At 52.7% G+C, this 25,670-nt stretch carries 23 protein-coding genes; 12 read left to right on the top strand and 11 right to left on the bottom strand.

Features of this window, described 5'->3' with window-relative positions; all coding sequences use genetic code 11:
- The first annotated feature begins 282 nt into the window (after nucleotides 1-282).
- The 7 genes from hutW (at nucleotide 283) to fdhE (ending at nucleotide 7,073) form a co-directional block, all read left to right on the top strand.
- Complete coding sequence (gene hutW, locus A8F97_RS11180) at nucleotides 283-1,596, top strand: heme anaerobic degradation radical SAM methyltransferase ChuW/HutW (protein WP_005969807.1); 1,314 nt, start codon at nucleotides 283-285, stop codon at nucleotides 1,594-1,596.
- A 14-nt stretch (nucleotides 1,597-1,610) separates the two neighbouring features.
- Nucleotides 1,611-2,111 carry a heme utilization cystosolic carrier protein HutX gene (hutX, locus tag A8F97_RS11175; RefSeq protein ID WP_014699168.1) on the top strand — a complete coding sequence of 167 codons (501 nt, stop codon included), beginning with the start codon at nucleotides 1,611-1,613 and terminating at the stop codon, nucleotides 2,109-2,111.
- Complete coding sequence (locus tag A8F97_RS11170) at nucleotides 2,108-2,737, top strand: NAD(P)H-binding protein (RefSeq protein WP_033071145.1); 630 nt, start codon at nucleotides 2,108-2,110, stop codon at nucleotides 2,735-2,737. Before hutX ends, A8F97_RS11170 begins: the two co-directional genes overlap by 4 nt.
- Nucleotides 2,738-2,918: 181 nt before the next feature.
- Nucleotides 2,919-3,395, top strand: coding sequence for a YlaC family protein (locus A8F97_RS11165; protein WP_227001608.1), 477 nt, complete (start codon nucleotides 2,919-2,921; stop codon nucleotides 3,393-3,395).
- A 221-nt stretch (nucleotides 3,396-3,616) separates the two neighbouring features.
- Nucleotides 3,617-4,339 carry a glutamine amidotransferase gene (locus A8F97_RS11160; protein ID WP_015730006.1) on the top strand — a complete coding sequence of 241 codons (723 nt, stop codon included), beginning with the start codon at nucleotides 3,617-3,619 and terminating at the stop codon, nucleotides 4,337-4,339.
- A gap of 108 nt (nucleotides 4,340-4,447) precedes the next feature.
- The gene (locus A8F97_RS11155; protein ID WP_025919236.1) at nucleotides 4,448-5,899 is read left to right on the top strand and encodes an aminotransferase-like domain-containing protein; all 1,452 of its coding nucleotides are present in this window, start codon (nucleotides 4,448-4,450) and stop codon (nucleotides 5,897-5,899) included.
- A gap of 244 nt (nucleotides 5,900-6,143) precedes the next feature.
- On the top strand, nucleotides 6,144-7,073 hold the full coding sequence (gene fdhE, locus A8F97_RS11150) for a formate dehydrogenase accessory protein FdhE (protein WP_014699173.1): 930 nt from the start codon (nucleotides 6,144-6,146) through the stop codon (nucleotides 7,071-7,073).
- A gap of 53 nt (nucleotides 7,074-7,126) precedes the next feature.
- Here the strand turns inward: fdhE and A8F97_RS11145 are convergent, their stop codons facing one another.
- Genes A8F97_RS11145 through A8F97_RS11120 form a run of 6 tightly spaced genes read right to left on the bottom strand, consistent with a single transcriptional unit; the run spans nucleotide 7,127 to nucleotide 13,015 of the window.
- A complete protein-coding gene (locus A8F97_RS11145; RefSeq protein ID WP_033071146.1) occupies nucleotides 7,127-7,453 on the bottom strand; it encodes a DUF202 domain-containing protein in 327 nt (108 codons plus the stop codon).
- A gap of 3 nt (nucleotides 7,454-7,456) precedes the next feature.
- A complete protein-coding gene (locus A8F97_RS11140; protein WP_005969796.1) occupies nucleotides 7,457-7,822 on the bottom strand; it encodes a YidH family protein in 366 nt (121 codons plus the stop codon).
- Nucleotides 7,823-7,836: 14 nt separating this feature from the next.
- The gene (locus A8F97_RS11135) at nucleotides 7,837-8,850 is read right to left on the bottom strand and encodes a MurR/RpiR family transcriptional regulator (RefSeq protein ID WP_227001607.1); all 1,014 of its coding nucleotides are present in this window, start codon (nucleotides 8,848-8,850) and stop codon (nucleotides 7,837-7,839) included.
- On the bottom strand, nucleotides 8,801-9,685 hold the full coding sequence (locus A8F97_RS11130; RefSeq protein ID WP_082218606.1) for an aldose epimerase family protein: 885 nt from the start codon (nucleotides 9,683-9,685) through the stop codon (nucleotides 8,801-8,803). Before A8F97_RS11130 ends, A8F97_RS11135 begins: the two co-directional genes overlap by 50 nt.
- Nucleotides 9,686-9,692: 7 nt before the next feature.
- Nucleotides 9,693-11,453, bottom strand: a complete 1,761-nt coding sequence (locus tag A8F97_RS11125; RefSeq protein ID WP_033071148.1) for a sulfatase — start codon at nucleotides 11,451-11,453, stop codon at nucleotides 9,693-9,695.
- 20 nt (nucleotides 11,454-11,473) lie between these two features.
- Entirely contained in the window at nucleotides 11,474-13,015 is a 1,542-nt protein-coding gene (locus A8F97_RS11120) for a PTS transporter subunit EIIC (RefSeq protein WP_014699178.1), read from the bottom strand.
- 192 nt (nucleotides 13,016-13,207) lie between these two features.
- Here A8F97_RS11120 and A8F97_RS11115 point away from each other — a divergent pair, with 192 nt between their 5' ends.
- Nucleotides 13,208-14,425 carry an anaerobic sulfatase maturase gene (locus A8F97_RS11115; RefSeq protein ID WP_033071149.1) on the top strand — a complete coding sequence of 406 codons (1,218 nt, stop codon included), beginning with the start codon at nucleotides 13,208-13,210 and terminating at the stop codon, nucleotides 14,423-14,425.
- Between the two features lie 84 nt (nucleotides 14,426-14,509).
- On the opposite strand, the gene cydX is transcribed toward A8F97_RS11115, so the two are convergent.
- The 5 genes from cydX to A8F97_RS11090 form a co-directional block, all read right to left on the bottom strand.
- Nucleotides 14,510-14,611 carry a cytochrome bd-I oxidase subunit CydX gene (gene cydX, locus A8F97_RS11110; protein WP_014699180.1) on the bottom strand — a complete coding sequence of 34 codons (102 nt, stop codon included), beginning with the start codon at nucleotides 14,609-14,611 and terminating at the stop codon, nucleotides 14,510-14,512.
- 20 nt (nucleotides 14,612-14,631) lie between these two features.
- A complete protein-coding gene (gene cydB, locus A8F97_RS11105) occupies nucleotides 14,632-15,771 on the bottom strand; it encodes a cytochrome d ubiquinol oxidase subunit II (RefSeq protein WP_033071150.1) in 1,140 nt (379 codons plus the stop codon).
- Between the two features lie 14 nt (nucleotides 15,772-15,785).
- The gene (gene cydA / locus A8F97_RS11100) at nucleotides 15,786-17,363 is read right to left on the bottom strand and encodes a cytochrome ubiquinol oxidase subunit I (RefSeq protein ID WP_033071151.1); all 1,578 of its coding nucleotides are present in this window, start codon (nucleotides 17,361-17,363) and stop codon (nucleotides 15,786-15,788) included.
- 538 nt (nucleotides 17,364-17,901) lie between these two features.
- Nucleotides 17,902-18,519, bottom strand: coding sequence for a tail fiber assembly protein (locus A8F97_RS11095; protein WP_014699183.1), 618 nt, complete (start codon nucleotides 18,517-18,519; stop codon nucleotides 17,902-17,904).
- 11 nt (nucleotides 18,520-18,530) lie between these two features.
- A complete protein-coding gene (locus A8F97_RS11090) occupies nucleotides 18,531-20,333 on the bottom strand; it encodes a phage tail protein (RefSeq protein WP_033071152.1) in 1,803 nt (600 codons plus the stop codon).
- A 295-nt stretch (nucleotides 20,334-20,628) separates the two neighbouring features.
- Here A8F97_RS11090 and A8F97_RS11085 point away from each other — a divergent pair, with 295 nt between their 5' ends.
- The 4 genes from A8F97_RS11085 to A8F97_RS11070 all read left to right on the top strand — a co-directional run bounded on the left by A8F97_RS11085 (nucleotide 20,629) and on the right by A8F97_RS11070 (nucleotide 25,652).
- Complete coding sequence (locus A8F97_RS11085; protein WP_033071153.1) at nucleotides 20,629-21,918, top strand: nitrate regulatory protein; 1,290 nt, start codon at nucleotides 20,629-20,631, stop codon at nucleotides 21,916-21,918.
- A 742-nt stretch (nucleotides 21,919-22,660) separates the two neighbouring features.
- Nucleotides 22,661-23,920, top strand: coding sequence for a CmpA/NrtA family ABC transporter substrate-binding protein (locus A8F97_RS11080; protein WP_033071154.1), 1,260 nt, complete (start codon nucleotides 22,661-22,663; stop codon nucleotides 23,918-23,920).
- A gap of 12 nt (nucleotides 23,921-23,932) precedes the next feature.
- Nucleotides 23,933-24,847 (top strand): nitrate ABC transporter permease, encoded by a 915-nt coding sequence (gene ntrB, locus A8F97_RS11075; protein ID WP_033071155.1) that lies wholly within the window; start codon nucleotides 23,933-23,935, stop codon nucleotides 24,845-24,847.
- 10 nt (nucleotides 24,848-24,857) lie between these two features.
- Nucleotides 24,858-25,652, top strand: coding sequence for an ABC transporter ATP-binding protein (locus A8F97_RS11070; protein ID WP_014699188.1), 795 nt, complete (start codon nucleotides 24,858-24,860; stop codon nucleotides 25,650-25,652).
- The last annotated feature ends 18 nt before the right edge of the window (nucleotides 25,653-25,670 follow it).

The following is a 25,670-nucleotide window of genomic DNA, read 5'->3' as shown; positions in this document are numbered from 1 at the left end:
GCAATATTTTATTGCTTGTTAAGTTAACGAACTTTAATGTAGTGGCTTTTTTTTTCATTTATTTAACATTTAAAAATGATGTAGTGGATTAATACTATGAAAATAATGAGAAATAACCGTGTTTGTTCACGGAGTAAATTTTAAGGAAAATAAGCAAATCGGTTAATTTAAAGAGAAAATGACGCAGAAACAATAATCGGTCTCCCTTCTGCCTGTCGGGCTGGTTGCTAAATAAAAATAATTATCATTTAATTTATTTTATTGATTATTTGGGGGCCGTTAATGAACATCGATTTGACGCCGTATTATGCCGAGCCCGGTGAGCAGCCTTTTGGCGCCCGACGTATGGCAATGCCTTGGCGCAACCATGTGCCACTTTCACCAGAACAAATTCCGGCCGGTTGGCAGGCGTTGAAGCAGCAGATCGTGCCTGCACGTAAGCGTCTGCTCTACCTGCATATCCCTTTTTGCGCCACGCACTGCACGTTCTGCGGTTTTTACCAAAATAAACTGCGTGATGACAGCACCGCGACCTATACCCGTTATCTATTACAGGAATTGGCGATGGAAGCGGAGAGTCCGCTGCATCAGTCTGCACCCATTCATGCGGTTTACTTTGGCGGTGGTACGCCAACGGCGCTGGCGGCCGATGAACTGTCGCAGATTATTCGGGCGATCCGCACCTCTCTGCCGCTGGCACCGGACTGTGAAATCACAGTAGAAGGGCGGGCGATGGATTTTGACGATGAACGGATCGACGCCTGTCTGGATGCAGGAGCGAACCGCTTCTCTATCGGGATTCAGACGTTTGATACCCGTATTCGTCAGCGTATGGCGCGCACCTCGGATAAACAGCAGTCAATTCGCTTCCTTGAGCGGTTGTGTGAGCGCGATAGGGCTGCGGTCGTATGCGATCTGATGTTTGGTCTACCGGAGCAAACGCCGGAAATCTGGCGCGAAGATTTGGCCATCGTCAGCGATTTACCGCTAGACGGCGTCGATCTGTATGCGCTGAATCTGTTACCGACGACGCCGCTGGCGAAAGCAGCCGAAAACCAGCGTGTTGCGCTGCCTGATGTGGTCGCCCGACGTGATTTTTACCGGACTGGCGCGGCATTTTTGGCCGATGCGGGCTGGCACCAGCTTAGCAACAGCCACTGGGCGCGCACCACGCGTGAACGCAATCTGTACAACCTGCTGATTAAACAAGGTGCGGACTGCTTCGCCATGGGCAGCGGTGCGGGTGGCAATATCAACGGGCAAGCCTACATGATGGAGCGCAGTCTGGAGCGCTATTATCAGCAGATCGATCAGGGGCAAAAGCCGATCATGATGATGACGCCAGCTAGCCCGACCGGGCCGTGGCAGCATCAGCTTCAGGCGGGCATTGAGGTCGGTCGCATCAAGCTGCCTCAGCTTACCCAACATGCCCGTGAACTTCAGCCTTTGCTAAGTCAGTGGCATCAGGCAGGGTTAACCTGTGACGATTCCACCTGCCTGCGCTTGACTAACGATGGCCGCTTCTGGGCGAATAACCTGATGCAGGCATTACAACAAATTATCCCTCAACTTAATGCCGAAGAGCATGCGCACTAACCGGAGACGCAACCATGACCATGACACTGAATGAATTACTGGCAACCAACCCTGATGGCACATTGGAAGAGATTGCTGGAAAATACAATACCTCGCTGTTTGCTGTCGTTGAGGCGTTGCCTGCGGCTCAGCGTACTCTGGTGACGGGCGATCGTTTCGATCAGGTGTGGGACACGATTGCGACCTGGGGTGAAGTGACGCTGATTAGCCACACGGCAGATGCGATTCTGGAATTTAAGAGCGAGCTACCAACCGGTACGCATCGTCACGGTTATTTCAATTTGCGTGGCAAAAATGGCCTGAGCGGACATATCCGTGCGACGAGCTGTCAGCACATTGCGTTTATTGAACGCAAGTTCATGGGGATGGACACAGCCTCCGTGGTGTTCTTTAATGCCAGTGGTGCGGCGATGTTTAAAATCTTCCTTGGACGAGACAGCCACCGCCAACTGCTGAGCGCTCAGGTTGAGGCGTTCCATGCGCTGGCGAGTGAATTACAACCGGAGCAGGTATGACATGGTTACTTTTTGGCGCAGGCAATGGGGTCGGCGCCTGCTTATTACAGCGAGCTATTGAGTGCGAGCAGGCGGTAGTACTGGTATTACGCAACCCTGAGCAGGCTAAACACTGGCGTGAACAGGGGATGACCGTGGTGGAAGGTGATGCCTGTGACCCGGAAACGGTAGCAGAAGCCTGTCGCATTGCTGGCCCCTCGGCCATTGTGGTGTCGACGATGGGCGGCGGTACGGTAAATTATCAAGGGCACCGGACGGTGATCGACGGTGCAGAACAGGCGGGCATCAAGCGTATGTTGCTGGTGACTTCGCTGGGCTGTGGCGATAGTTGGCCACAGTTGTCGGCACGCGCCAGAGCCGCGTTTGGTTTCGCAGTACGTGAGAAATCACTGGCAGAAAGTTGGTTGCAAAGCAGTACATTGGATCACTGTATTGTTCGTCCCGGTGGTCTGCTGGATGTGGTTGCGACGCACAATGCGCAGCTGACACAAGGTGCTGCGACGCTGGGATTAGTCTCTCGCTGGGATGTGGCGCTGGCGGTTGATCAACTGCTGCAACAGCCTGTGTTCGGTAATCACATTTACAATCTGATCGATCCCGATCTCACGATGCCTGCCATTCCATAATTCTCGTGATGTCGTCATCCATGTTGCCGGGATCGTTCATCCCGGCATCAGACGAACTGTTATAGTCAATCTGTCGAAAACTGTATCTGTTATCTCTGGTATGGCTATGTTCTAATCAACGCCAGCCGTGTTGTGTTTTTGTTAAAGCATGACAGTTTTTATATGCATGATGGTGATGACGATGGATGAAGTAAAACGCCTTCTGACTGAAGAGATTGAACGTATTAATCGGGAAGAAAAACGCGATAATAAAATACGTTTTAGCCGCAAATTCATGCAGTCACATCCCTATCTGTTTGGCGCGATGCTGGTGAGTTACGTGCCGGTCGCGATGATCCTGTTTTACGCCCCTTATTTTGGTTTGCCATACCTGATTGGCTTTACCGTCTTCCTGTTGGTGATGTCGCTGGCACTCTCGATGGACATTAATCCGACCTATCGCTTTGAAGACATTGATACGTTGGATTTACGCGTTTGTTACAATGGAGAGTGGTTTACGATCCGTCATGTATCGCAGGACACGCTGGATAAACTGATACGTAATGAACTGGTGCCGTCCGCCGTGAAAGCGGGGATAGAGAAGATTCAACGCACGAAAGGTGATGTTGATTTCTACGACATTTTCTCGCTGGCCTACCGGCAACAACCCTCTGCATAAGCCCAGATCTCCCCTCCGGTTATCCACTTTCCTAATGACCAGATGATCCCGTCGTTTTCACCATGCTGAGGTTTGCATGGTGTTTGGTTTGCTCAGGGATTCGTTTTCATAAGGACTGGTTTTCATAAAGACAGAGTGCTACGTTCGTTGTAAGCGACGAATGTCGCATTTTTTTTGATTTTCCAGACTGATGGTTTTTCGAATACAGGTAGAACAGGACGATGAGCGAAAAGGTATTGCTGGTAATTCAGTTGGGTCAACCGCCGGAAGGTATTGCCTCTCAGGTTGGGCAACAGGGGAAATGGTTTAGTGATGCGGTACAGGGTAATACGCAGCCAGTGCAGGTGGTGCGTCCCGATCTTGGGGAATCACTACCGCCGTTTGACGCGCTGGCCGCCGTGATTATCTCCGGTTCGTGGTCGATGGTCACGGATCGGCTGGATTGGAGTGAATACACCGCTGGCTGGCTGCGCGAGGCGTATTACGCGGATGTCCCGCTGCTGGGCGTGTGTTATGGGCATCAGTTGCTGGCCGATGCGCTGGGCGGCAAAGTAGGCGATAACCCGAACGGTAAGGAAGTTGGCGTTCAGGTGGTAACAATCCTCGATGCCGCGGCACAAGATCCCTTACTGCGTGATTATCCGCCGCAGTTTGGCGCTTACCTGACTCACCAACAATCCGTGCTGGAAGCGCCGGAAGGTGCGCAAGTGCTGGCGAGTTCAGAGATGGATGGATGTCAGATAATCCGCTACAGCGAGAAAGTCTTAACGGTACAATTTCACCCGGAATTCAGTACCGACATCATGTTGACGTGCCTGCGCCATAATGAAACGGCGCTGCGACAGGGCGGTTGGGATGTGGATCGGATGATGGACATTCCGCAAGAGCCGGTCTGGGCGCGTAAGATCCTGTTGGATTTTGTCGCGTGCTACGCGGCGAAATAGCCTTCGCTCGAAGCGTGTTTTGCGGTAACTCGTCCTGCTCGATCGTCATCTGTCGGTGATGATCGACCCCAAAATAATGACATATTCACCCAGCGAAACCGTAGTGTTATGGCAAAGTTTGAACAGCTTGCTCACCAGATCCGTGAGCAGCTTCAGGAAGGTATCTGGCAGCCGGGCGACAAACTGCCCTCGCTGCGGGAAAAATCACTGCATTCTGGCATGAGTCTGATGACGGTGCTGCATGCGTATCAACTGCTGGAAAATCAGGGGTTGATTGTGTCGCGCCCGCAGTCTGGTTACTACGCGGCCCCGCAGTTATCACCCACGCTAACAGATAGCCCACACTCGCCAGTCGGGCCGAGTCGCGTTCAGATTACCGAAGATGTGGACGTTAACGCGTTCATTTTTGACGTGCTTCAGGCCAGCAAAGATCCGGCGGTGATGCCGTTTGGATCGGCATTTCCCGATCCACAACTCTTTCCGCAGCGCCAGTTAACGCGTTCGCTGGCCTCGGTTGCTCGCCACATGCAGCCACAAAGTGCGTTGGATAATTTACCGCCGGGTAACGAGAATCTGAGGAAGAACATTGCTCAGCGTTATGCGTTGCAGGGGATTGCCGTCACGCCCGATGAAATTGTGATTACGGCAGGGGCGATGGAGTCCCTCAATCTCAGCCTTCAGGTATTGACGGAGCCGGGTGATTACGTGGTGATCGAGTCTCCGGCTTTTTACGGTGCGCTACAGGCGATTGAACGCCTTAAGCTCAAGGCCATTGCGATTGCGACCGATCCGCAACAGGGCATCGATCTTGATGCGTTGCAGCAGGCGTTGAATGACTACCCGATCAAAGCCTGCTGGCTGATGACCAATTTCCATAATCCGCTTGGCTACACGTTGTCCTGGGAGAAGAAGCAGCGGCTGGTGGCGATGCTGGAAAAACACGACGTCGGGCTGGTCGAGGACGATGTCTATAGCGAGCTATACACGGGCCTGCAACGTCCGCTACCCGCTAAGGCGTTGGATAAAAAAGGGACGGTCCTACACTGTTCCTCATTTTCTAAAAATCTGGTGGCAGGATTTCGTATCGGCTGGGTGGCCGCGGGGCGCTATGCGGGAAACCTTCAGCGTTTACAGTTAATGAGTACATTATCAACCAGCGCACCGATGCAACTGGCGATTGCGGACTATCTGGCGACCAGCAGCTATGACAGCCACCTGCGTCGTCTGAGGCGTGCGCTGGAGCAGCGTAAACAGGCGGCGTTACAGTCGCTACGTCGGCATGTTCCGGGGGAAGTTCGCATTCATCATTCGCAAGGCGGCTATTTTCTCTGGCTGGAATTGCCTGAGAGCGTCAGCAGCACTGCGCTCTACCGTCGTGCGCTGGAGCGGGGCATCAGCATTGCGCCGGGGAAAATGTTCACGACCGGTGACCAATTCGATCGCTATTTCCGTTTCAACGCCTCCTACGAATGGGACGACCGCTGTGAACAAAGCGTGATCGTATTAGCGGCGTTGATTCGGGCGCAGATAAACGAACGTCTGACGCGAACACCTCTTTAGAGGTGTGGAGAGGTTTACCGCTTTTCTGCTACTGTTCCCGTTATGGCGGAAAGTGGGAAGGCCGCTGCATTGATGGCTAAAAACAGGCATAACCTTGCCGGAAATCAGGAAGTCGATCTGCGCGATGGGTATAATTCCTATCAAAGGTGAGCGATACCCGCTATCTTTCGGACCGTGCTGGCAGCCTTCCTGCCCCCCGAAATCTATCGGATAGACAACGTAAACAACAGGAAAAATCCCCCTGATGAGTATTCGTATTGTTCCTCAGGAACAGTTAGAACAGAATGAAAAATCGATGCCGGAAGGAAATATCCCTCCGCTGCTTTTCGCTAATCTGAAAAGCCTGTACAGCAGCCGTGCGGAGCGTCTGCGTCAGCTAGCTGAAGATCACCCGCTGGGGGATTATCTCACCTTTGCCGCAGGCGTAGTTGAGGCTCAGCAGAAAGTGTTGCACGATCATCCGTTGCAACTTGATCTGAGCGACGTGCTGAAACAGTCCGGCGAACGTCCGCCGCTCGACATCGCCGTGTTCCCGCGTGATGCACACTGGCATACGCTACTGCGTGCGCTGATTGAAGAATTAAAACCGGATGCCAGCGGACAGGTGTTAGCCACGCTGGAGAACCTGGAAAAGGCTTCTGAGCAGGAGTTGGAAGAACAGGCAACGGCGCTGCTGCAACACGAATTTCGTGCCGAAAGCAACGATAAGGCTCCGTTCATCTGGGCGGCGCTGTCGCTGTTCTGGGCGCAGATGGCAGGCCTGCTGCCCGGCAAAGCACGTGCTGTACCCGGTGAACATCGTCAGTTCTGCCCGGTGTGCGGCAGTATTCCGGTATCGGGCATGGTGCAGTTAGGCACGTCCAGCGGACTGCGTTATCTGCACTGTAATCTGTGCGAAAGTGAATGGCACATGGTGCGGGTGAAATGCAGCAACTGCGAAGAATCGAGCGAGCTTAATTACTGGTCGCTGGATAGTGAAAACTCCGCAATCAAAGCGGAAAGCTGTGGTCACTGCGGAACGTACCTGAAGCTGTTATATCAGGAAAAAGATCACCGCGTTGAAGCCGTCGCCGACGATCTGGCGTCGCTGGTGCTGGATGTGAAGATGGAGGAAGAAGGTTTTTCTCGCAGTAGTATCAACCCGTTCCTGTTCCCGGAAAGTTCGATCGAATAGCCTGCCTAATCGGTGAAGCGCATTTGGGCTTCACCGTCTTTCTTTCAGAAAACCTATCCTTGCCACACGCCGCTGAAATGCAGTAATAACATCAGCGCGGTGATCGCTATTGATGCTGATGTTAGCGCGATCAGCCCGTGGCTGGCGCGTGACAGCACCGATTGGCAACTGGCATTAAAACGATAACGCGCAATCGCCAGCATCGACATTAGCGCGGAAACGCATAAGAGCAGTATGGCGCAGGCAAACACCGCGCGGCTGTCGTCTACCATGCTCAAGCGAAAGCACAACAGGCTGTTTATCAGCATTACAAACAGCGTGCGGGACCAGGCCATGCCGGTTCGCTGTGGCTGCAATCCCGGATCGCGAGGGGTTTCCATGCGCTACCCGAACAGGATCATGGCGGCAAGCGCGAGAGCAATGAGGGTGATAAACAGCGTCACGATTAGCAGCATCGGCGTGTACGGCATATCATTTTCCTGCCGCATGGCTTTTTCATTGCTGACCCAGCGGCGATAGGCCAAACCGCCAAGCAGCGCCGCGCAGACGACCAACAACAGAGCCAATCCCTGACGCACCAGTGGATCGATGTGCACGGTAAATTGATCGATACCGACCGCACCCGCAAGAAACGCCAGCGCAGTACGAATCCACGCCAGAAAGGTGCGCTCATTCGCTAATGAAAAACGGTAGTCCGGGGTTTTCCCCTGACTCCACCACGGGGTCTTTTCCTGTCTGGGCGTTGTCATGTCGTCGTCTGATTTCAGGTTGAATGTTGTTTAATGCGTTCTTTAATTAACAGCGCTTTGATTGAGATGCTCTGGCTGGAAAAGTCTTTAAAGTTCTGCTTGGTGAGCTCGGTACAGAGAAACTCGATCATGAAAAGCTGCGAAACACGGGTGCCAATCGAATCTCCCTGATAGCGTTCACTTTCGCCACAGGTTAACAGCACATAATTTCCTAAACTCGTGAGCGGCGAGTGCGTGCTGTGGGTAATCGCAAGCCGCGTGGCACCTGCTTTTTCTGCGAGTTTAAAAGCATTCACCACTTCCGGCGTTTCACCAGAGTGCGAAAACGCGACGACGAGATCGTCAGGCTTCAAATTCGCCAGTTTTAACGTCATTGAGAAACGATCGGTAAAGGCGTCGGAATCAATACCGATACGGTTCATCTTGTCACGTGCCTCCAGAGCCGCGAGGCCAGATGCACCGAAGCCGATAAACATAACGCGACGTGCTGAGATAAACAGACTGACTATCTGATTGATCGTCTGCATATCAATCAGATCGATGGTTTCTTTGACGGCTCGGTCTACCGTGAGAGCAATTTTCTGTGCGACATCGTGGCGCGTATCATTCATCAGAATATCGGGGGTGACGGGTAACGACAGATCGCTGTCATCAAACAGTTCACGGTTCAGCGCGCTTTTCAGCTCCAGCAGCCCAGCATAGCCGATGTGTTTGCAGAACCGGACGATGGTCGCTTCACTCACACCGATCTCCACTGCGAGCTTTTTGACCGGCAATTGGGCAACCATACTGGGGTTTTGTAGCACGTAATTAGCAATAGTCTGGTTCGTGTCGCTGAGGCCATGCAAGATATTCGCGATATACGTTCGAACTTTTTCTTTATTGATGCTCATGGGGGATTCCTGCGTCGCCATCGTACACAGGGCGTGCTGATTTTGAATCAGGCCTGTCGTACCGCTGCTGAATATTCCCTGCATTTTACCTTGCTCTTCCTTTTTCGTCTGCGTTGACGGTGAAGTTAAAGCCACATTCAAAGTTTTCTCCCGATGCTAGCGATAAAATTCCCCGCTTGTGCCGTAGCTCTCCTGAGAAATCAGGTGCATCTGTCGTCCCGAACAGCGGTTCAATACAGAGCAAATCGGACCCCGGTTCTGACCAGAGTGCGAGCCAAGGATGCATATCGGTACAGAATCGAATCAGGCTCATTCCTGCGGGCGAAATGACGTCGATCGTCTGCTGCTCCGCATGACTGAAATAAAGTGCGCCATTGGCAAATGTCTCGGACGTTAACGTCAGCGTCCCGGCAATCGGGGCAGGGTCAACTTCATTCACGATCAATGTCCTATTCTGGGTGCGCCACGGCCCCCGGCAGCGTGTGGATGAAAAGCGAACCTGCCAACCGGGTTCTTGGCTAATAGGAAGAGCAAATCCGGGATGCGAACCCAGTGAAAACCACAGCGTGCTGTCGTCCATGTTGATTAAGCGATAGCGAACCGCGACGCGTCTGTCGTGCAGCACATAATGGACATCAAGTTGCCAGCGAAACGGCCACATCGCGAGCGTTTCTGGTGTGTTGTGGCAGCGAAGGTGCAGCGCTTCCTGACGCTGCTCTATCACCGTAAACCGCTGGTGCCGTAAAAAACCATGAGCAGGCAACGGCCAGAGTTGGCCGTGATGATAAACCCCTTGATGAATGAGTTGCCCGACAACCGGAAAAAGCAGCGGGGCGGTACTCTGCCAACCCGTATCGCCGGGCTGCCAGAGCCATTCCCGCTGAGCATCCGTCAGGCTGCGCATTTCCGCGCCGTTGGGATGCACTTGCAGCGTCAACTGCGAATTACTCAGCGTTAATGTGTTCATCATTTCCCCGTTAATCAATTCGCAGGAGAAGGCGTGCCTGATACACCAATTCCGGCTGTGCTGCTGGGGAAAACGCCGTCGCAATCATCAGGAAAATATCGCTTTCGCGTAGCATGGACGTTTGAGGGATCGTTTGCAGCATCGCGGTGAGCGAGAGCTTGGCCACTTTTCCTGCATTAATCAGCAAACGCAATGCTTCATAAACGCCACGGTGCTCGCAACTAACACCCAGCCCAGACAGTTCAGGATAGTGCTGATAGCGAGCCAGATCTTTCTGCTCCTGTTCGGCGTTCAGTGTGTCGAGGCTGAAACGGGAATAGAGCTCTGGCGGCGCGTCATTGTCCCTGAACAATTCGGCAATCTGCTGGGCATAGGCCATCGCCCGTTGCGGATCCTGCAAAGCCTCTTTCTGCCGTGGGTCGTCAGCGACATGGAACAGCTTGTCGCCATAGCGATAGGCATTAAGGTAGCCAAAGGTCGCTGGAATCTTCATGACCTGCGCACCCTGGGTGAAATCAAATCCGGGGTGCAATGTCATATGCTGAAAATCACCGAGCGCAAACGGGCTGTCGATGCGCGTGGGCATTAAGGTGTATTCAAACAGATCCGTCTTGTCATTTTGCCGTGGTCCGCGCATGTAGACGTATTCGCCGTCGGTGATATTCACGTGGCCGCCAAAATACCCGTACAGCGCGCTCTTGCGAATGGGCTTATCGTTTTCAATCGCCGGTCGCAGCGGTCTGCCGTGCATCGTTGGTGGCAGCGGTACGTTAAAATAGTCGAGCAGCGTGGCAGGAATATCGATGGTTTGCGCCAACGCCTGCCGCCGCTCTCCCTGAATCCCGCTACGCGGATCGCGAATGAAGAAAGGCGTGTTGGCGATTTCGTTATACACCGGCATGATATTTTTGCCCCACCATTGGTGCTCGCCGAGCAAAAAACCGTGGTCAGTACACACGATAAATAGGGTATCGTCCCACAACCCGTTCGCCTTGAGGTTGTCCATCACTTTGCCGAGATAATCATCACACATCGTGACCAGCGCTTGATAAAACTTCTTCACCTTCTCGGCATGCTCAGGGCTTTCCGTCGCGCAGTAGTAGGGCGTCCAACCGTTGAAGTCTTCCGCCTTGCAACCGTACATGTCCAGATATTTTTCAGGCACGAAGAAGGGTTCATGGGGATCGAAGCATTCAATCTGCAAGAACCAGTTATCGTCGTCTTTATTACTGTTGATAAAGTCCAGTCCGGCCTGAATTGTGCGCTCGGTATAGTGCTCTTTTTGCGTCGGCATCGCAGCGCGGTTGATGAAATCTTGCGTGATGCGCTTGGTTCGCCGCTGGCGCGTGTTTTCATCCTCCATGCCTTGATAGTGGATGGCAGGCTTGGCAACTTTGCCTTGCCAACAGTCGCCTTCTTGCCCGCGAATAAATTCAAAGGTGGAGTAGCGGGTATGGTAGGTTGCCCCACCATCGCGCCAATAGTGTTTGTGGTCGGTCACCATATGGGTATGGATACCGTGCTTATCCAGCGCCCGCGGCATGGAGAAATCAAACGGTTCCAGCGGTCCCCAACTGCGGTGCAGAAAATTATACCTGCCGGTATGGAGTTCGCGCCGTGCCGGCATGCAGGGCATGCTGCCGACATAAAAGTTATCGAACTGTACTGACTCCTGTGCCAAACGGGCAAAGTTAGGCGTAATCGCGTCGCCACCATAGGGTGAGAGGTGGTTACGGGTCAGCGTATCGAACATCAACATAACAGCTTTCATTTTCTTATCCTTGCTAACCGTTAGACGGCCATTAATTCTTCAACTTCGTTCTTAATCAGCGTGACATGCGGGCCATAAACCACCTGAACGCCTTGCCCGCGAACAAATGCCCCACGGCTGCCCAAGGCTTTAAAATCGTCGGTTTTTACCTTTGCGGGATCGCTAACGGTAATACGCAGTCGAGTCGCGCAGCAGTCCACATCAATGATGTTGTCTTTCCCGCCCAGTGCGGCAATGATGCCCTGAGCGCGCTCGGTTCCCGTGATTGTTGGCGCTTCGTTATCGCTGGTGGATTCATCTTCACGACCGGGCGTTTTCAACTGGCGTAACTGAATCAGGAAGCGGAACGAGCAGTAGTAAAGGGTGAACATCACGGCGCCCAGCGGCAGCATCAACACCCAGTTGGTCTTGGCATTACCCTGCAAGACGCCGAACAGCAGGAAGTCGATCAGCCCGCCGGAGAAGGTTTGCCCGACAGTGATTTCGAGGACGTGCGCCAGCATGAAAGCCACACCGGTCAAGACGATATGCACCAGATACAGCAGCGGTGCGCAGAACATAAAGGCAAATTCTAGCGGTTCGGTAATACCGGTAACGAATGCAGTCAGTGCGGCGGAAAGTAGCAGTCCAGCGACTTTGCCACGGTTTTCGGGCTTGGCACAGTGATAGATCGCCAGTGCGGCACCGGGTAAACCAAACATAAAGTCGGCAAAGCGGCCAGCCATGAAGCGGGAAACACCGATGTAATATTGTGTCACGCTAGGATCGGCTAACTGCGCAAAGAAGATTTTCTGCGTTCCCTGTACCAGCGTACCGTTCACCATTTGCTCTCCGCCGATGCTGGTCAGCCAGAACGGTAAATAGAAAATATGGTGCAGGCCGAACGGGATAAGACATTTAAGGATCATGCCGTAGAACAGCGTGCCGATATAACCGGTCTTTTCTACCAGCCCACCCAGATGGGAAATACCGCTCTGAATCGGGGGCCAAACGTAAAAGAGCAATACGCCAAGAAACAGCGCCGCAAATGACGCCACAATCGGCACGAAGCGCGAACCACTGAAAAACGCCAACAGTTCCGGCAGTGCGATTTTGTTATAGCGGCCGTGTAACCAGGCGGTGAGCAGGCCGCTAAGTATACCGCCGAGGACGCCGGTCTGAAGTGTCGTAATACCAAGAATCACGGCTTGTCCATGCGCGGCGAGATTATCTGTCGCCAGCGTATGTGTGATCACCAACATGGCGTTAATGGCCTTGTTCATCACCAAAAAGGACAATACGGAAGCGAGCCCGGCGGTTCCTCTGTCGGTGTTGGTCATCCCGACCGCAATCCCGACGGCAAACAGTAGGGGCAGGTTATCAAACACGGCGCTGCCGCACAGTTTCATCAACGTGAAAATGGCCTGCAAAACGGCGTTATCGAGGAAAGCGTAGGTTTCAATGGTAATCGGGTTGGAAAAGACGCCGCCAATACCCAGCAGCAACCCTGCGGCGGGTAAAACAGCAATGGGTAACATAAACGATTTACCCAATTTTTGTGCGCCGGAGAAAAGACTGTTCATGAGAGAACCCCTGGTGTTGTGATGCAGTTAAGGAAATAATAATTTCATTTATTTGTGTTTTTATTGAAATTATTATTTCCATTGTTTTATGACACTGTCAATATCAAATATCCAGAGAGTGATCATGGTCACTTTTCACGTGAACGGATAACCGATGATCACCGACATACGACAATCCCAGTGGGAGGTAAGATGAAACGACCTTTTCACCTGATGGCAAAACCCACCAGCTATCAGTGTAATCTTGCCTGTGACTATTGCTTCTATCTTGAGAAAGAGCAGGGAACGCTGAAAGCCACACAATCGAAGCGGCACATGGACGATGACATCTTGCGCCAGTACGTGCGGCAGTACATTGAGGCAAACCCCGCTGGTAAAATTGAATTTACCTGGCAGGGCGGTGAGCCCACGATGGCTGGCATCGATTTCTACCGCCGCGCGTTGGCCTATCAGCGACAATATGCGCAGGGAAAGGTCATCCGCAACAGCATGCAAACCAACGGTGTATTGCTTGATGAGGAGTGGGCTGCGTTTCTAGCAGAGAATCAGTTTCTGATTGGACTGTCGATAGACGGGCCAAAGTGGTTACACGATCGCTACCGTGTCACACACAGTGGAAAATCGGTTTTTGATCGGGTAATCAATGCGGTGGCGGTGCTGAAACAACACCAGGTTGATTTCAATCTGTTAACCGTCGTGAATAATGAAACGGCGCAGGCCCCGTTAGAGATCTATCGATTTCTGACGCAGGAACTGGGGGCGCAGCACGTTCAATTCATTCCCGCCGTTGAACAACGTTCAGTCGATAGCCGCTATGGTGAGCTAATTCATCCACAGACGTTGGAGAACACGCAGGTGACGCCGTGGTCAGTCAGTGGTGAAGCGTACGGCCATTTCATGAACACCATTTTTGATTACTGGGTGCGCCACGATGTTGGGCGGGTATTTGTACAACTGTTCGATAATGCATTGGCCGCATGGGCGGGAGACAAGCCTAGCCTCTGCGTCATGCAGTCGACCTGTGGCACAGGGCTGGTGGTTGAGATGAATGGTGACATTTACAGTTGCGATCATTTTGTTTACCCGGCGCATCGGCTGGGTAACCTGACCTCTGACCGTTTGGATAAGTTGGTTAATAGCAAGCAGCAACGCCAGTTTGGCATGCAGAAAGCCAACCTATCGCCAGAATGCGTGCGTTGCGAATACCGTTTTGCTTGCCACGGGGGTTGCCCAAAGCATCGTATTCATCGTGTTGACAAGCATTGGCATAACCATCTTTGTGCAGGCTATAAGGCCATTTTTTCCCATATCGATCCCTACATGCGTTATATGGCGCAGCAGTTGCAGCGGCATCAGCCACCCGCCAATGTGATGAATGTGGCGGCCTTTATTGCGGCGGAGCAGGCATAGCCTAAGAGTGAGTGACGACAGGCCATTAATCTCGTAGAGAAAAAGGCCTGTCAAAAGCGAGAGGGTGTCAACACGATGTTTTAGCTACGCGTCTTTCCCCGCTTCATGATTCTCTACGGCTAATGCGGTGACCAGTGCGAACGCGCAGGCCAGCAGCGTGCCGAGTATCCAGGCGAAATACCACATCTTCTTTCTCCTCAAAATCGTTAGTAAACGGAATGCTTATTTTCTTCGATGTAGCGTGCGTCGATCCGGCCAAACATTTTGTAATAACACCAACTGGTATAAATCAGGATGGTGGGGACAAAAATGCAGGCCAAAATCGTCATCACCTGAAGCGTAAGTTGGCTGGAGGTGGCATCCCAGAGGGTCAGGCTGACGTTGGGATCAAAGCTGGAAGGCATCACAAATGGGAACAGCGTAATCCCGGCTGTCAGAATCACGCAGACAACGGTCAGTGACGACGTCAGAAAGCCCCAACCGCAGCGATTCATGCGTGAGAAGAGACTCGTGAACCACGGCAAAACCACACCCAATACAGGGATCGTCCATAGCACGGGGTACGCAGTAAAGTTGGTTAACCAGGCTCCGGCCTGTTGGACCACTTCTTTTTTCAACGGATTGGACGGTGCCGCTTTATCCAGCGCGGAAATAATCACGTAGCCGTCGATGCCGGTTAATACCCAGGCGCCGGCCAGTAAGAAGGTCAGGCTCATCAGTGTGCTGGCGATCAGTACGGTTTTTTGCGCGCGACGCTGAAGTGCATCGGTGGTGCGCATTTGCAGGTAAATCGCGCCGTGGGTGACGATCATGGCGACACTCACTAATCCCGCTAGCAACCCGAACGGATTCAACAGGCCAAAGAATCCGCCGTGGTAAGTGAGGCGCAAATACATATCGACGCTCAGCGGCACGCCCTGCAACAGATTCCCGAGTGCGATGCCAAACACCAGCGTGGGGACGACGCTGCCGATGAAAATGCCCCAGTCCCACATATTACGCCAGCGGCGGTTTTCCAGCTTGGAGCGGTAATCAAAGCCAACCGGGCGGAAAAAAAGAGCCGCCAGCACCAAAATCATTGCGAAATAAAACCCGGAAAAAGCAGCGGCGTAAACCATCGGCCAGGCGGCAAACAGCGCGCCCGCCGCAGTGATCAGCCAGACCTGATTACCGTCCCAGTGCGGGGCAATCACATTAATCATCACCCGCCGTTCGGTGTCGCTCTTTCCCAACAGACGCAGCAGAATGCCCACGCCCATATCAAAGCCATCAGTGATAGCGAAACCAATGAACAGCAGGCCAATCAACCCCCACCAAATCAGACGTAATGTTTCATAATCCAGCATTATTGTAGCTCCCATTAAGGTTTCGCAGGTGCGGCGCGTGGCGGTGTTGTCGGCTGTTCAAAGTGGTAGCGGCCGGTTTTCAGGCTACTTGGCCCCAGTCGAGCAAATTTGAACATCAGATACAGTTCCGCGACCAGAAATAGCGTATACAGCCCACAAATCAGCCCCATCGACAGCAGAATATCGTGTGCTTCCAGAGACGAATTGGCGATAGCGGTAGGCAGAACTTCGGCGACGGCCCAGGGTTGACGACCGTATTCAGCGATAAACCAGCCGGATTCAATGGCGATCCAGGGCAGGGGAATTCCGTACAGCGCCACGCGGTGCAGCCATTTACGTTGCCCCATGTGGCCGCGAATCACGCTCCAGAACGACAGGGCAAAAATAGCGAGCATCAGCACGCCACAACCCACCATCAGGCGAAACGCGATATACAGCGGTGCGACGCGAGGAATCGAATCCTTTGTTGCCTGCTGAATCTGATTTTCACTGGCGTTGGCAACGTCATCGGTATAGCGCTTAAGCAGCATGCCGTAGCCAAGATCGTGCTTGGCAGCTTCAAAACGTGCGCGAACGGTGGGATCGCTGTTGCCTGAGCGCAGTTCCTCCAGCAGGTCATAGGCTGCCATACCGTTACGAATACGTATCTCATGCTGCGCCATCAAGTCTTTAATACCGACGACGGGTTTGTCGAGCGAACGGGTGGCAATCAACCCCAACAGGTAAGGAATATGGACGGCGTAATCGTTCTGCATCGTCTCCTGATTAGGAATAGAGAACAGCGTGAAAGCGGCAGGTGCGGGCTGCGTTTCCCACTCGGCTTCGATCGCTGCCAGCTTGGTTTTTTGCACATCGCCCATCACATAACCGGATTCATCACCCAGTACGATGACGGACAGCACCGAGGCCAAACCGAAACTAGCGGCAATGGCGAACGAACGCTTGGCAAACGCGATATCTCTGCCCCTCAACAAATAGTAAGAACTGATACCCAGCACGAACATTGCACCGGCGGTGTAGCCTGCTGCCACGGTATGTACGAATTTCACTTGTGCGACGGGGTTCAGCACCAGTTCGGCGAAGCTCAACATTTCCATACGCATGGTTTCGTAATTGAATTCGGCGGCAATCGGATTTTGCATCCAGCCGTTGGCGACCAAAATCCACAGGGCGGAGAAGTTGGAGCCCAGCGCAACGAACCAGGTCACCAGCATATGCTGGACTTTGGTCAGGCGATCCCAGCCGAAAAAGAACAGACCAACCAGCGTGGATTCCAGGAAGAACGCCATCAGCCCTTCCATCGCCAGCGGCGCGCCAAAAATATCGCCCACATAGTGAGAATAGTAAGACCAGTTAGTACCGAACTGGAATTCCAGCGTCAGGCCGGTTGCCACACCCAGTGCAAAATTGATAGCGAACAGCTTGCCCCAGAATTTGGTCATATCTTTGTAGATTTGCTTGCCGGTTAACACGTATGTGGTGTTCATAATGGCCAGCAGGAAAGACAATCCCAGCGTCAGCGGGACGAAAAGAAAGTGGTACATGGCAGTCAGGGCAAATTGCAGCCGCGACAGCTCGACGACATCAAACATGTTACGCTCCTAGCTTCAGGCAGGAAAATGCAGTTATTCCGATGCTTGTCGGAATAAATAGTGATGAATGAAATTCGAATAAATTACTGCCGACGGCATTTGCATTCGCCAGAAATTAACTTCACTGATTGAAGTGAGATAAGAATAAATAGTGAGTGAAACGTGCGGGGATTATAGCGGAAAAAAATAACGAATAAATAGTGCAGTTTTTCGATTCGTGGTTTTTAGCTTTAATGTTGGATTTTTGGTTTTATATTTTAATTTTTAAAATTTAAAGGTATTTAATTCCAATTTAAATAATACATTGGTTTTTTATTTTGATGTTAATTCGATATTAAAGTGAGGCGTAAGTTTAATTAGTACAGATTTGAAATTGATAAATATAACAGTTTCATTTTTTATTAAATTTTACATTTGTTGATGAGTAATAATGGGGAATTATCAGAACATCCTGTCTAAAGAGATTGAAATGATGTAAGTGTGCCGTATGCTCAATACAGCACACTTCATTTATGTAATGAATTGCTGGTGTTGCCGATTAGACGGAAGGCGCTTCTGGCCACACAACAGATACGGCGGTGAGATCAATGCGGCTCAGCGCGACCAGATAAATTTTCCACTGGGTGAGCTGTTCTTGCTCTTCATCCGTGGCAATGGCTAGGTCCACTGCGTAGCTCAATTCGGTAATCCGGCTATTTGCTGTCGCGCGTCGTGCCGCCAGTTCCTGCTGTAGGTTTTTGGTCGCGGCAAGCTGTTGTGCCTCGACGTTTGTCACCCAGGTCGTCCCATCCCACTGATCAAATTCGGTTGCAGGAGCCAGAAACGTCATGTTTTCAGGCAATTCACCGAATTGCATCACCGCCTGCGACTGGCGGGTTTCCGTGCTGTAAACTGTCTGGCCTCGATAGTCCGGCACCTGTTCCCACGATGTGCCATTAGCGGAACGGCGCAGAGCGTGTCCAACCGGCGGCAATTGCGGTTCATCGGCATAGCTATCGGCAGGAAGACCAACACCCTGCATCACATATTCATAGCTGGCGCTCTGATATTCACGCGTAGCCGGATTAACGTGATAAACCGTGATCCAGCCTGCGTTGATGGCTAAGCCGTGTTCGTTCAGTTCTGCGTTTTTAATTTGTGTTGAATAGTTGCTCATATAATTGCTCATTATGCTGCTCTCACGATGTAGTTAAAGGCGATATTGCGGGGACGGTTTTCGTTTGCTGTTGGGACGATTTTTGACGCATCAAATGTGACAATTCTGCCTCCGTTTCCGCCAGCCAATCCTGCATGCGCCCCAGTGTATTTATTAGCATCAAAAACTCCGGCTGTTTCTGTTGTGTTAACGCGGTCGTTTAGCTGACCGATTGTCCCAACAATATTCCTAATTGCATCTCCTTGTGCTGACAACAACGCACGCCCGGCATCAGCGCCGCGCCCATCATCCCAGCCGCGCACGAATTCGCCGCGCAGGTCTGGTAATACACCGGATGGGTAGAGGGATGCCAAAATCGGATACAGTGATTTATCAAATGCCTGGCCATTGCATTTCAACCAGCCTGCGGGGGCGACAGCGCCGGGGAACGGAAGTGGGATGCCAGCCAGTTCGCTTATTGACATAGCGCCAATCGTGGTAGGGGTTAAGTTCCCTGCGTGATATGCGGGATGCCATGGGCCCCAGTCAGTGCGAATATATAGATTGTCTTTGGTATTAATAACCATTGAACTAATAGGGTTACCAACGACAACCGTATCATCACTTGCTAATGACAACATCTGTCTGTAGCTATCTCCGGGCAATACTCCAACAACAGCATCATTAATTGGGAGATCTAAATTCCCCCCTTTTAATCTAATCCCTCCCGATAGCACGCCTCCTGTGATTGGAAGCGCGCCAATGTCCGTTGCAGTTGGTTTGTTGTCTATCCCATCCAGCATTACGTTCCAGCCCAGAGAGTAGCTAACGCCATCCCAGTTTTGACGCGTTGCGATAGGTCCCCTATGAGGTAAATATGTCTGACTAATGACCCCCGAGATTTCTTCAACAAATAAAAAACCATATGAATACAGAATATCTCCCCGAATATTTGTGGGCATATCTGTAACTGAGAGTCCGTCACTAATCGCTACCAGATAAATACCATTCTTGTTACACGCCGCGAATGTTTCACCATTGGCTAATCTGCCACGGTACTTGAGACTTGACAGAAAACTCGCTTTATCTGGAATATCCGCCCCGTTCTGGTCTTTTGCCAGCTTCCCAGCCAGTGCATTCAGTACGGTTGTGCTGAAGTTTGGATCATTTCCCAACGCATTCGCTAGTTCTTGCAGCGTATCGAGCGCCGCAGGTGAACCATTGACCAACGCCGTCACTGCCGCTTTCACAAAGGCTGTGGTTGCCAGTTGTGTGTCATTCGCACCGGGTGCTGCTGTCGGGGCGGTTGGCTTTCCTGTGAATGCTGGACTCGCTTTTGGGGCATATTGAGGGTGCGCATCGAGGATGGAAGCATGAGCATTCAGCCTATTGGTCGCGTCTGTTTTCACCTCCGCAATTGCACTTAGCACCGTTGTGCTGAAGCTTGGATCATTGCCCAACGCTTTAGCCAGCTCTTGCAGCGTATCCAATGCTGCTGGAGAACCATTAACCAATGCAGCAATGGCCGATTTCACAAAGGCCGTAGTGGCAATCTGTGTGTTATTTGCCGTTTGCGCTGTGGTTGGCGCGGTGGGCGTTCCCGTTAGCGCTGGGCTATTTTTGGGGGCGTATTGCGAATGCGGATCGCTGGCCGCGAGATGCTTTTGCAAATTATCGCCCGTCGTTTCCTGCATTTTTTTCAGGTAAGCCGTGCGGCTGGCCAACTGCTCAGCCTGACGGTTGGAAATTCCCCCTGGGCCCGCGACAACCGGGTCCGATGTTTCAAGCTGATAAATCCCATCAATCCAGCTTTCTTGTTCAGATAAATTCGCCATGTTCATGCGCTCCTGTGGGCTGTGGCATAGCTACGATGTGACTTTTACTGCGGTTCTTTCTGTTTCCGGGTAAGCGTCAGTATCTTGGCTATAAAACCGTTTTAGTAACGGTGAGGAGAGTACCTTTTGGGATCGGGAAGGTTTAGCAACGGAGTTTAAAAATTAAGGTGAAAAGTGCACGAAAGCGGCTGCCACAGTGAGTACAACTGGCTCTTGCCGCTTGCCTGCCGTGGGCTGATGTAACTGGCGCACTAATTGCATATTCCTAAAGGTGGTTTTTTCAGGAGAGACAGCGATGGTAGCGGAGCCTTCAACAACAATTCGATTTTTACTTGCCTCGCGCCAGTGTGAGCTAAACAGTCTGCGCTACCTGCTGCAAAGCGGTGAGCTGGTAGGGAAAATCAGCCAGCTTGTGCATCTATTGCAGCGTGAGCGAGGAACGGCCAACCTGTTTCTTTGCTCCGATGGACGGTTCTTCGCCGACGAGCTGGTGCTACGTGAAAAAGACGTGCGGGCAGCGCAGGCGCATTTGATGGCGCATCTGACCGGGTTGGAAAAAATGACGGCGGAATTGTCGCAGGCGAGTCGCCTATTCAGCCGTGTTGCCAGCGTGGTTTATGCGCTGAGTCTGCTGCCCGCATTGCGCCAGCAGATTCGCCAGCGTTTGCTGCCCCAGCCGCAAGCGATGACGTTTTTCAACGACATTATCCGTAACCTATTGGCGCTGGTTTTTGAGGTGTCGGACACGGCGGCCGATCCGGGGATTTCCCGTGCGTTGATTGCCATGTTTAGCTTTATGCAGGGTAAAGAACTGGCGGGGCAGGAGCGTGCTGTCGGTGCGGCGGCCTATGCGAGGGGTAGAGTCGATGAAGATACCCGGCAAAAGCTGCTGGATTTAATTGAACGGCAGGAGCGCTGTTTTGATACCTTCCTGAATTTTAGTGACGAAGAAAGCCAGCAGCGCTGGTGCACCATCGCGGTGGACAGCGAGTTTGAACGTCTGCGCCGCATTGTGTGTACTCGCAGCCCGATAGAAAAACTATCGGAAGCGGATAGCCTGCACTGGTTTTCGATTGCCACGCGACGCATCGATGAAATGAAGCAGATGGAAGATGAGCTGGAAAACACGCTGATGCAGCGTTGCCGTACTCGTATTGCGGCGGCGGAGAAGGCGTGCAGCGATCAGCAGGCGGATTTTGAAGCGTTGATGGCACAGCAGGAAAGCGATGATTCAGGTTATTCGATATTTATTGCAGGGCATGACGTGGAAGGGCAAAACGCGCAGCCTGGCTGGCTACATAGCGATGGCGTCAGCCCACAGTTGGGGCGATCGCTGCTGTCGCTGGTGCAGCAACAGTCGCGGCGCTTGCAGGAGCAGGATCACGAATTGGCCGCGCTGCGTGCCACGTTGAATGAAAGAAAACAGATCGATCGTGCGAAGGGCTTGCTGATGCAACACCGTGGATTAAGCGAAGAAGAGGCTTACAAAACCCTGCGCCGCATGGCGATGAGCCAGAATAAAAAACTGATTGAAATCGCCACAGCGATGCTCGCGGTGGCAGATGTATTCGAGGATACCCCTTAAGAGGTATATGCACATGAACTGTGCGTGTTCTGCTTGCTGGCGGTGCAAGACGCCGTCTTGTGAAGAGGAAATCGTGCAGTCAATGGTTGTGGGTGGTGGCTTCGTGCGCCAATGATATTGGTTGGCTCTCACTGTTGTTGTGCTGTGATGAGCGTAAATAACGCTGAAGGAAAAACAGGCTTAGGATGAGCGGCATGGAAGCCGCGAAAGCCGTTGCCGCGTCGGACAAAAACGTTAAAGACGTTTTTGAACAGCACGTGTGCTGGCCCGTAGGGCGAGTTCCGTTTATGGGACGAGTATTCGCGTCAACGACGGTCCGTTAAGAGACTGTTTTTTCTGAAGGTATCGCGTAGCGACGTTATTTCTCGCGAAAAAGCCACGGGTCACGGGGCGGCGGCGGCTGAGCGCCCCGTGTCGGGCGCGTGCTACGACGTAGCATAGAAATGGCAATATTCTGGCGCACGAAATAATAACCTTAAATTACATATTGTTATCGAAATTTCAATTCACCTCTCGATTAAACAATCCCTCTCGTGAATACGTAAAAGTGTGATAGCTGGCACAAACCTTGCTTTAACTCATTAGCAACAACCAAACATTCATAATGCGTTTCGGGCCAACGGCGGTGCGGAAGGTGTTAATCGGACAACGGCGTCCATAAGCGTGCAGATCCTGCATGGGCTTGTGGACGCCGTTTTTGTTTTTACCGCCTGAAAGGGTGTTTTGCGTAAGGGTGTCGTTGATGAGTGATTCCAAAACCAAAAGCATGACCGTCTCTCGCCGCCAATTTCTGTTGGGGAGCGCCGCACTGGGAGGCAGCCTGATGCTGCCAGGATTAATGAGTAGCGCCTGGGCTGCGGGTTCCGATGCGCCGGAGAAAAAGGAAATTCGGGTTGGGTTCATTCCGTTAACGGACTGCGCCTCGGTCGTGATGGCGGCAGTGAAAGGTTTCGATAAGAAATACGGTATCACTATCGTTCCCAGCAAAGAAGCCAGTTGGGCAGCGGTACGCGACAAGCTGGTATCGGGCGAATTGGATGCTGCGCACATTCTGTATGGTCAACTGTACGGCCTGCAAATGGGGCTATCCGGGTCGCAGAGCAACATGGCGGCACTGATGACGCTCAACCAGAACGGACAAGGGATTACGCTGGCGAACCAACTGCGCGCAGCCAACGTCACCGATCTTGCTGCACTGCAAAAGTATGTTGCTGCCAGCCCGGCGGGCACCTACACCTTCGCGCAAACCTTCCCGACCGGCACGCACGCGATGTGGCTCTACTACTGGCTGGCATCCGCCGGAATTCATCCGTTGAACGATGTGCGCACCGTAGTGGTGCCGCCGCCGCAGATGGTGATGAACATGAAGATTGGCAACATGGTCGGCTATTGCGTCGGCGAACCGTGGAACCAGCGTGCCATCAGCGAAAAAATCGGCTTTACCGCCGCCACCTCGCAAGACATTTGGCCGGATCACCCGGAAAAAGTGCTGGGTACCCGTGCCGACTGGGTAAACGGCAACCCGAATAGTGCTCGTGCGCTGACCGCCGCAATTCTTGATGCCTCGCGCTGGATTGATGCTTCTGACGACAACCGCCGTGAGACAGCCGGTGTGATCGCCGGACGCGCCTACATCAATGCCAAAGAAGAAACCATCGTTGGGCGCATGCTGGGTCAGTACGAAAACGGATTAGGCAAAAGCTGGAAAGACGAACACGCGATGCGTTTCTACCACGATGGTTCGGTGAACTACCCGTATCTGTCCGATGGGATGTGGTTCCTCACCCAGCATAAACGCTGGGGCTTGCTCACCGAAGATCCGGACTACCTGGCCGTCGCGAAGCAGGTTAACCGTGTTGATATCTACAAACAGGCGGCCGAAGCCGTGGGAAATGTGTCGTTGCCCGGTAGCGATATGCGCAGCAGCGTGCTCATCGATGGTCGTCGCTGGGATGGTAGCGATCCGGCGGGTTATGCCAACAGTTTTAGCGTGAAGAAATAAGTGAGGTTGATGATGAAAAACCAGGCCCAGGTCATTCCAATTACCGCGGATAACGCCCCTAAAACCGTACACAGCGCCGAAATTACGCCGCTGCCAACCAAACCAGTGACGCCTGAGAAAGCGTCAGCGACTCCCGTTTTCGCCTACCGCCCGCTGCTGCGTAAGCTGTTTCAACAGCTTTTCCCGGCGGTACTGGGGCTGGGGCTGTTGGTTGCCGTCTGGCAGATTGCTGCGCTCAACAGCGAGAACTTCCCGACGCCGTGGACGACCTGGCTTGCGGCGCTCAGCCTCTTCGCCGATCCGTTTTACATCGCAGGGCCGAACGATCAGGGCATCGGTTGGAACGTATTAGCCTCGCTGCAACGCGTGGGTATCGGTTTCGGATTGGCGGCGCTGGTGGGTATTCCCGCTGGCTTCCTGATTGGCCGTTTTACCTTTCTGGCCAACATGCTCAACCCGATCATTTCGCTGCTGCGTCCGGTTAGCCCGCTGGCGTGGTTGCCGATTGGCCTGCTGTTGTTCCAGCGTGCGGAACCGGCATCCAGTTGGACCATTTTTATCTGCTCCATCTGGCCGATGATCCTCAATACTGCCGAAGGCGTGCGACGTATCCCACAGGATTATCTGAACGTAGCGCGCGTCCTGAAGCTCTCCGAATTCACCATCATGCACAAAATTCTGTTGCCTGCGGTGCTGCCTAACGTGTTAACGGGCGTGCGCCTGTCGATTGGCGTCGCTTGGCTGGTGATTGTAGCGGCAGAAATGCTGACTGGCGGTGTGGGCATCGGCTTCTGGATTTGGAACGAATGGAACAACCTGAATGTAGAAAACATCATCATCGCCATCGTGGTCATTGGCGTTATTGGTCTGCTGCTTGAGCAGGGACTGGTGTGGATTGCTAACCGTTTCAGCTATGACAACCGCTAAGGAGTCGACGATGCGTACAACACCGATTATTCAAGTGCAAAAGGTGAGCCAGCGTTTCAATACCGCTAGCGGTGAATTTCTGGCGCTGGATCAGGTGAGTTTTGATATTCACACCGGAGAGACGATCAGCCTGATAGGTCACTCCGGATGCGGCAAATCTACGTTATTGAACCTGATTGCCGGTCTGACGCTGCCGAGCAGCGGCGGCCTACTGTGCGACAACCGCGAAATCGACGGACCGGGACCGGAGCGCGGCGTGGTTTTTCAGAACCATTCTCTGCTGCCGTGGTTGACCACCTACGAAAACGTCGCGCTAGCGGTACGGCAGGTGTTTCGTGGGCAGATGAACAAGCATGAGATGCACGAATGGATTGCCCACAATCTGGAGCTGGTACACATGGGGCATGCGTTGAACAAGCGGCCGAATGAGATTTCCGGCGGGATGAAGCAGCGTGTGGGTATCGCCCGCGCGCTGGCCATGAAGCCGAAAGTGCTGCTGATGGATGAACCGTTTGGCGCGTTGGATGCGCTGACCCGTGCGCATCTTCAGGATGCGGTGATGGAGATTCAGCAGCGTTTGCAGACCACGATTGTACTGATTACGCACGACGTAGACGAAGCGGTGCTGCTGTCGGATCGCGTGCTGATGATGACCAACGGCCCGGCGGCGACGGTGGGTGAGATTATGACGGTCGAACTGGAACGTCCACGTTCACGCGTTGCGCTGGCCGACGACCCTCGCTACCACCACTACCGTCAGCAGGTGCTGCATTTCCTCTATGAAAAACAGCCTAAAGCAGCCTGATAGCGAGGCCATAACGAT

The sequence above is a fragment of the Pectobacterium parmentieri genome (assembly GCF_001742145.1).
Classification (GTDB): Bacteria; Pseudomonadota; Gammaproteobacteria; order Enterobacterales; family Enterobacteriaceae; genus Pectobacterium; species Pectobacterium parmentieri.
Note: the sequence above shows the minus strand (reverse complement) of the source record. Positions and strands in the feature narration are given on the sequence as shown.

Coding starts and splice junctions, on each gene's coding strand:
- hutW (WP_005969807.1), top strand. CDS start 283: ATGAACATCGATTTGACGCCGTATTATGCCGAGCCCGGTGAGCAGCCT.
- hutX (WP_014699168.1), top strand. CDS start 1,611: ATGACCATGACACTGAATGAATTACTGGCAACCAACCCTGATGGCACA.
- A8F97_RS11170 (WP_033071145.1), top strand. CDS start 2,108: ATGACATGGTTACTTTTTGGCGCAGGCAATGGGGTCGGCGCCTGCTTA.
- A8F97_RS11165 (WP_227001608.1), top strand. CDS start 2,919: ATGGATGAAGTAAAACGCCTTCTGACTGAAGAGATTGAACGTATTAAT.
- A8F97_RS11160 (WP_015730006.1), top strand. CDS start 3,617: ATGAGCGAAAAGGTATTGCTGGTAATTCAGTTGGGTCAACCGCCGGAA.
- A8F97_RS11155 (WP_025919236.1), top strand. CDS start 4,448: ATGGCAAAGTTTGAACAGCTTGCTCACCAGATCCGTGAGCAGCTTCAG.
- fdhE (WP_014699173.1), top strand. CDS start 6,144: ATGAGTATTCGTATTGTTCCTCAGGAACAGTTAGAACAGAATGAAAAA.
- A8F97_RS11145 (WP_033071146.1), bottom strand. CDS start 7,453: ATGGAAACCCCTCGCGATCCGGGATTGCAGCCACAGCGAACCGGCATG.
- A8F97_RS11140 (WP_005969796.1), bottom strand. CDS start 7,822: ATGACAACGCCCAGACAGGAAAAGACCCCGTGGTGGAGTCAGGGGAAA.
- A8F97_RS11130 (WP_082218606.1), bottom strand. CDS start 9,685: ATGATGAACACATTAACGCTGAGTAATTCGCAGTTGACGCTGCAAGTG.
- A8F97_RS11125 (WP_033071148.1), bottom strand. CDS start 11,453: ATGAAAGCTGTTATGTTGATGTTCGATACGCTGACCCGTAACCACCTC.
- A8F97_RS11120 (WP_014699178.1), bottom strand. CDS start 13,015: ATGAACAGTCTTTTCTCCGGCGCACAAAAATTGGGTAAATCGTTTATG.
- A8F97_RS11115 (WP_033071149.1), top strand. CDS start 13,208: ATGAAACGACCTTTTCACCTGATGGCAAAACCCACCAGCTATCAGTGT.
- cydX (WP_014699180.1), bottom strand. CDS start 14,611: ATGTGGTATTTCGCCTGGATACTCGGCACGCTGCTGGCCTGCGCGTTC.
- cydB (WP_033071150.1), bottom strand. CDS start 15,771: ATGCTGGATTATGAAACATTACGTCTGATTTGGTGGGGGTTGATTGGC.
- cydA (WP_033071151.1), bottom strand. CDS start 17,363: ATGTTTGATGTCGTCGAGCTGTCGCGGCTGCAATTTGCCCTGACTGCC.
- A8F97_RS11095 (WP_014699183.1), bottom strand. CDS start 18,519: ATGAGCAACTATTCAACACAAATTAAAAACGCAGAACTGAACGAACAC.
- A8F97_RS11090 (WP_033071152.1), bottom strand. CDS start 20,333: ATGGCGAATTTATCTGAACAAGAAAGCTGGATTGATGGGATTTATCAG.
- A8F97_RS11085 (WP_033071153.1), top strand. CDS start 20,629: ATGGTAGCGGAGCCTTCAACAACAATTCGATTTTTACTTGCCTCGCGC.
- A8F97_RS11080 (WP_033071154.1), top strand. CDS start 22,661: ATGAGTGATTCCAAAACCAAAAGCATGACCGTCTCTCGCCGCCAATTT.
- ntrB (WP_033071155.1), top strand. CDS start 23,933: ATGAAAAACCAGGCCCAGGTCATTCCAATTACCGCGGATAACGCCCCT.
- A8F97_RS11070 (WP_014699188.1), top strand. CDS start 24,858: ATGCGTACAACACCGATTATTCAAGTGCAAAAGGTGAGCCAGCGTTTC.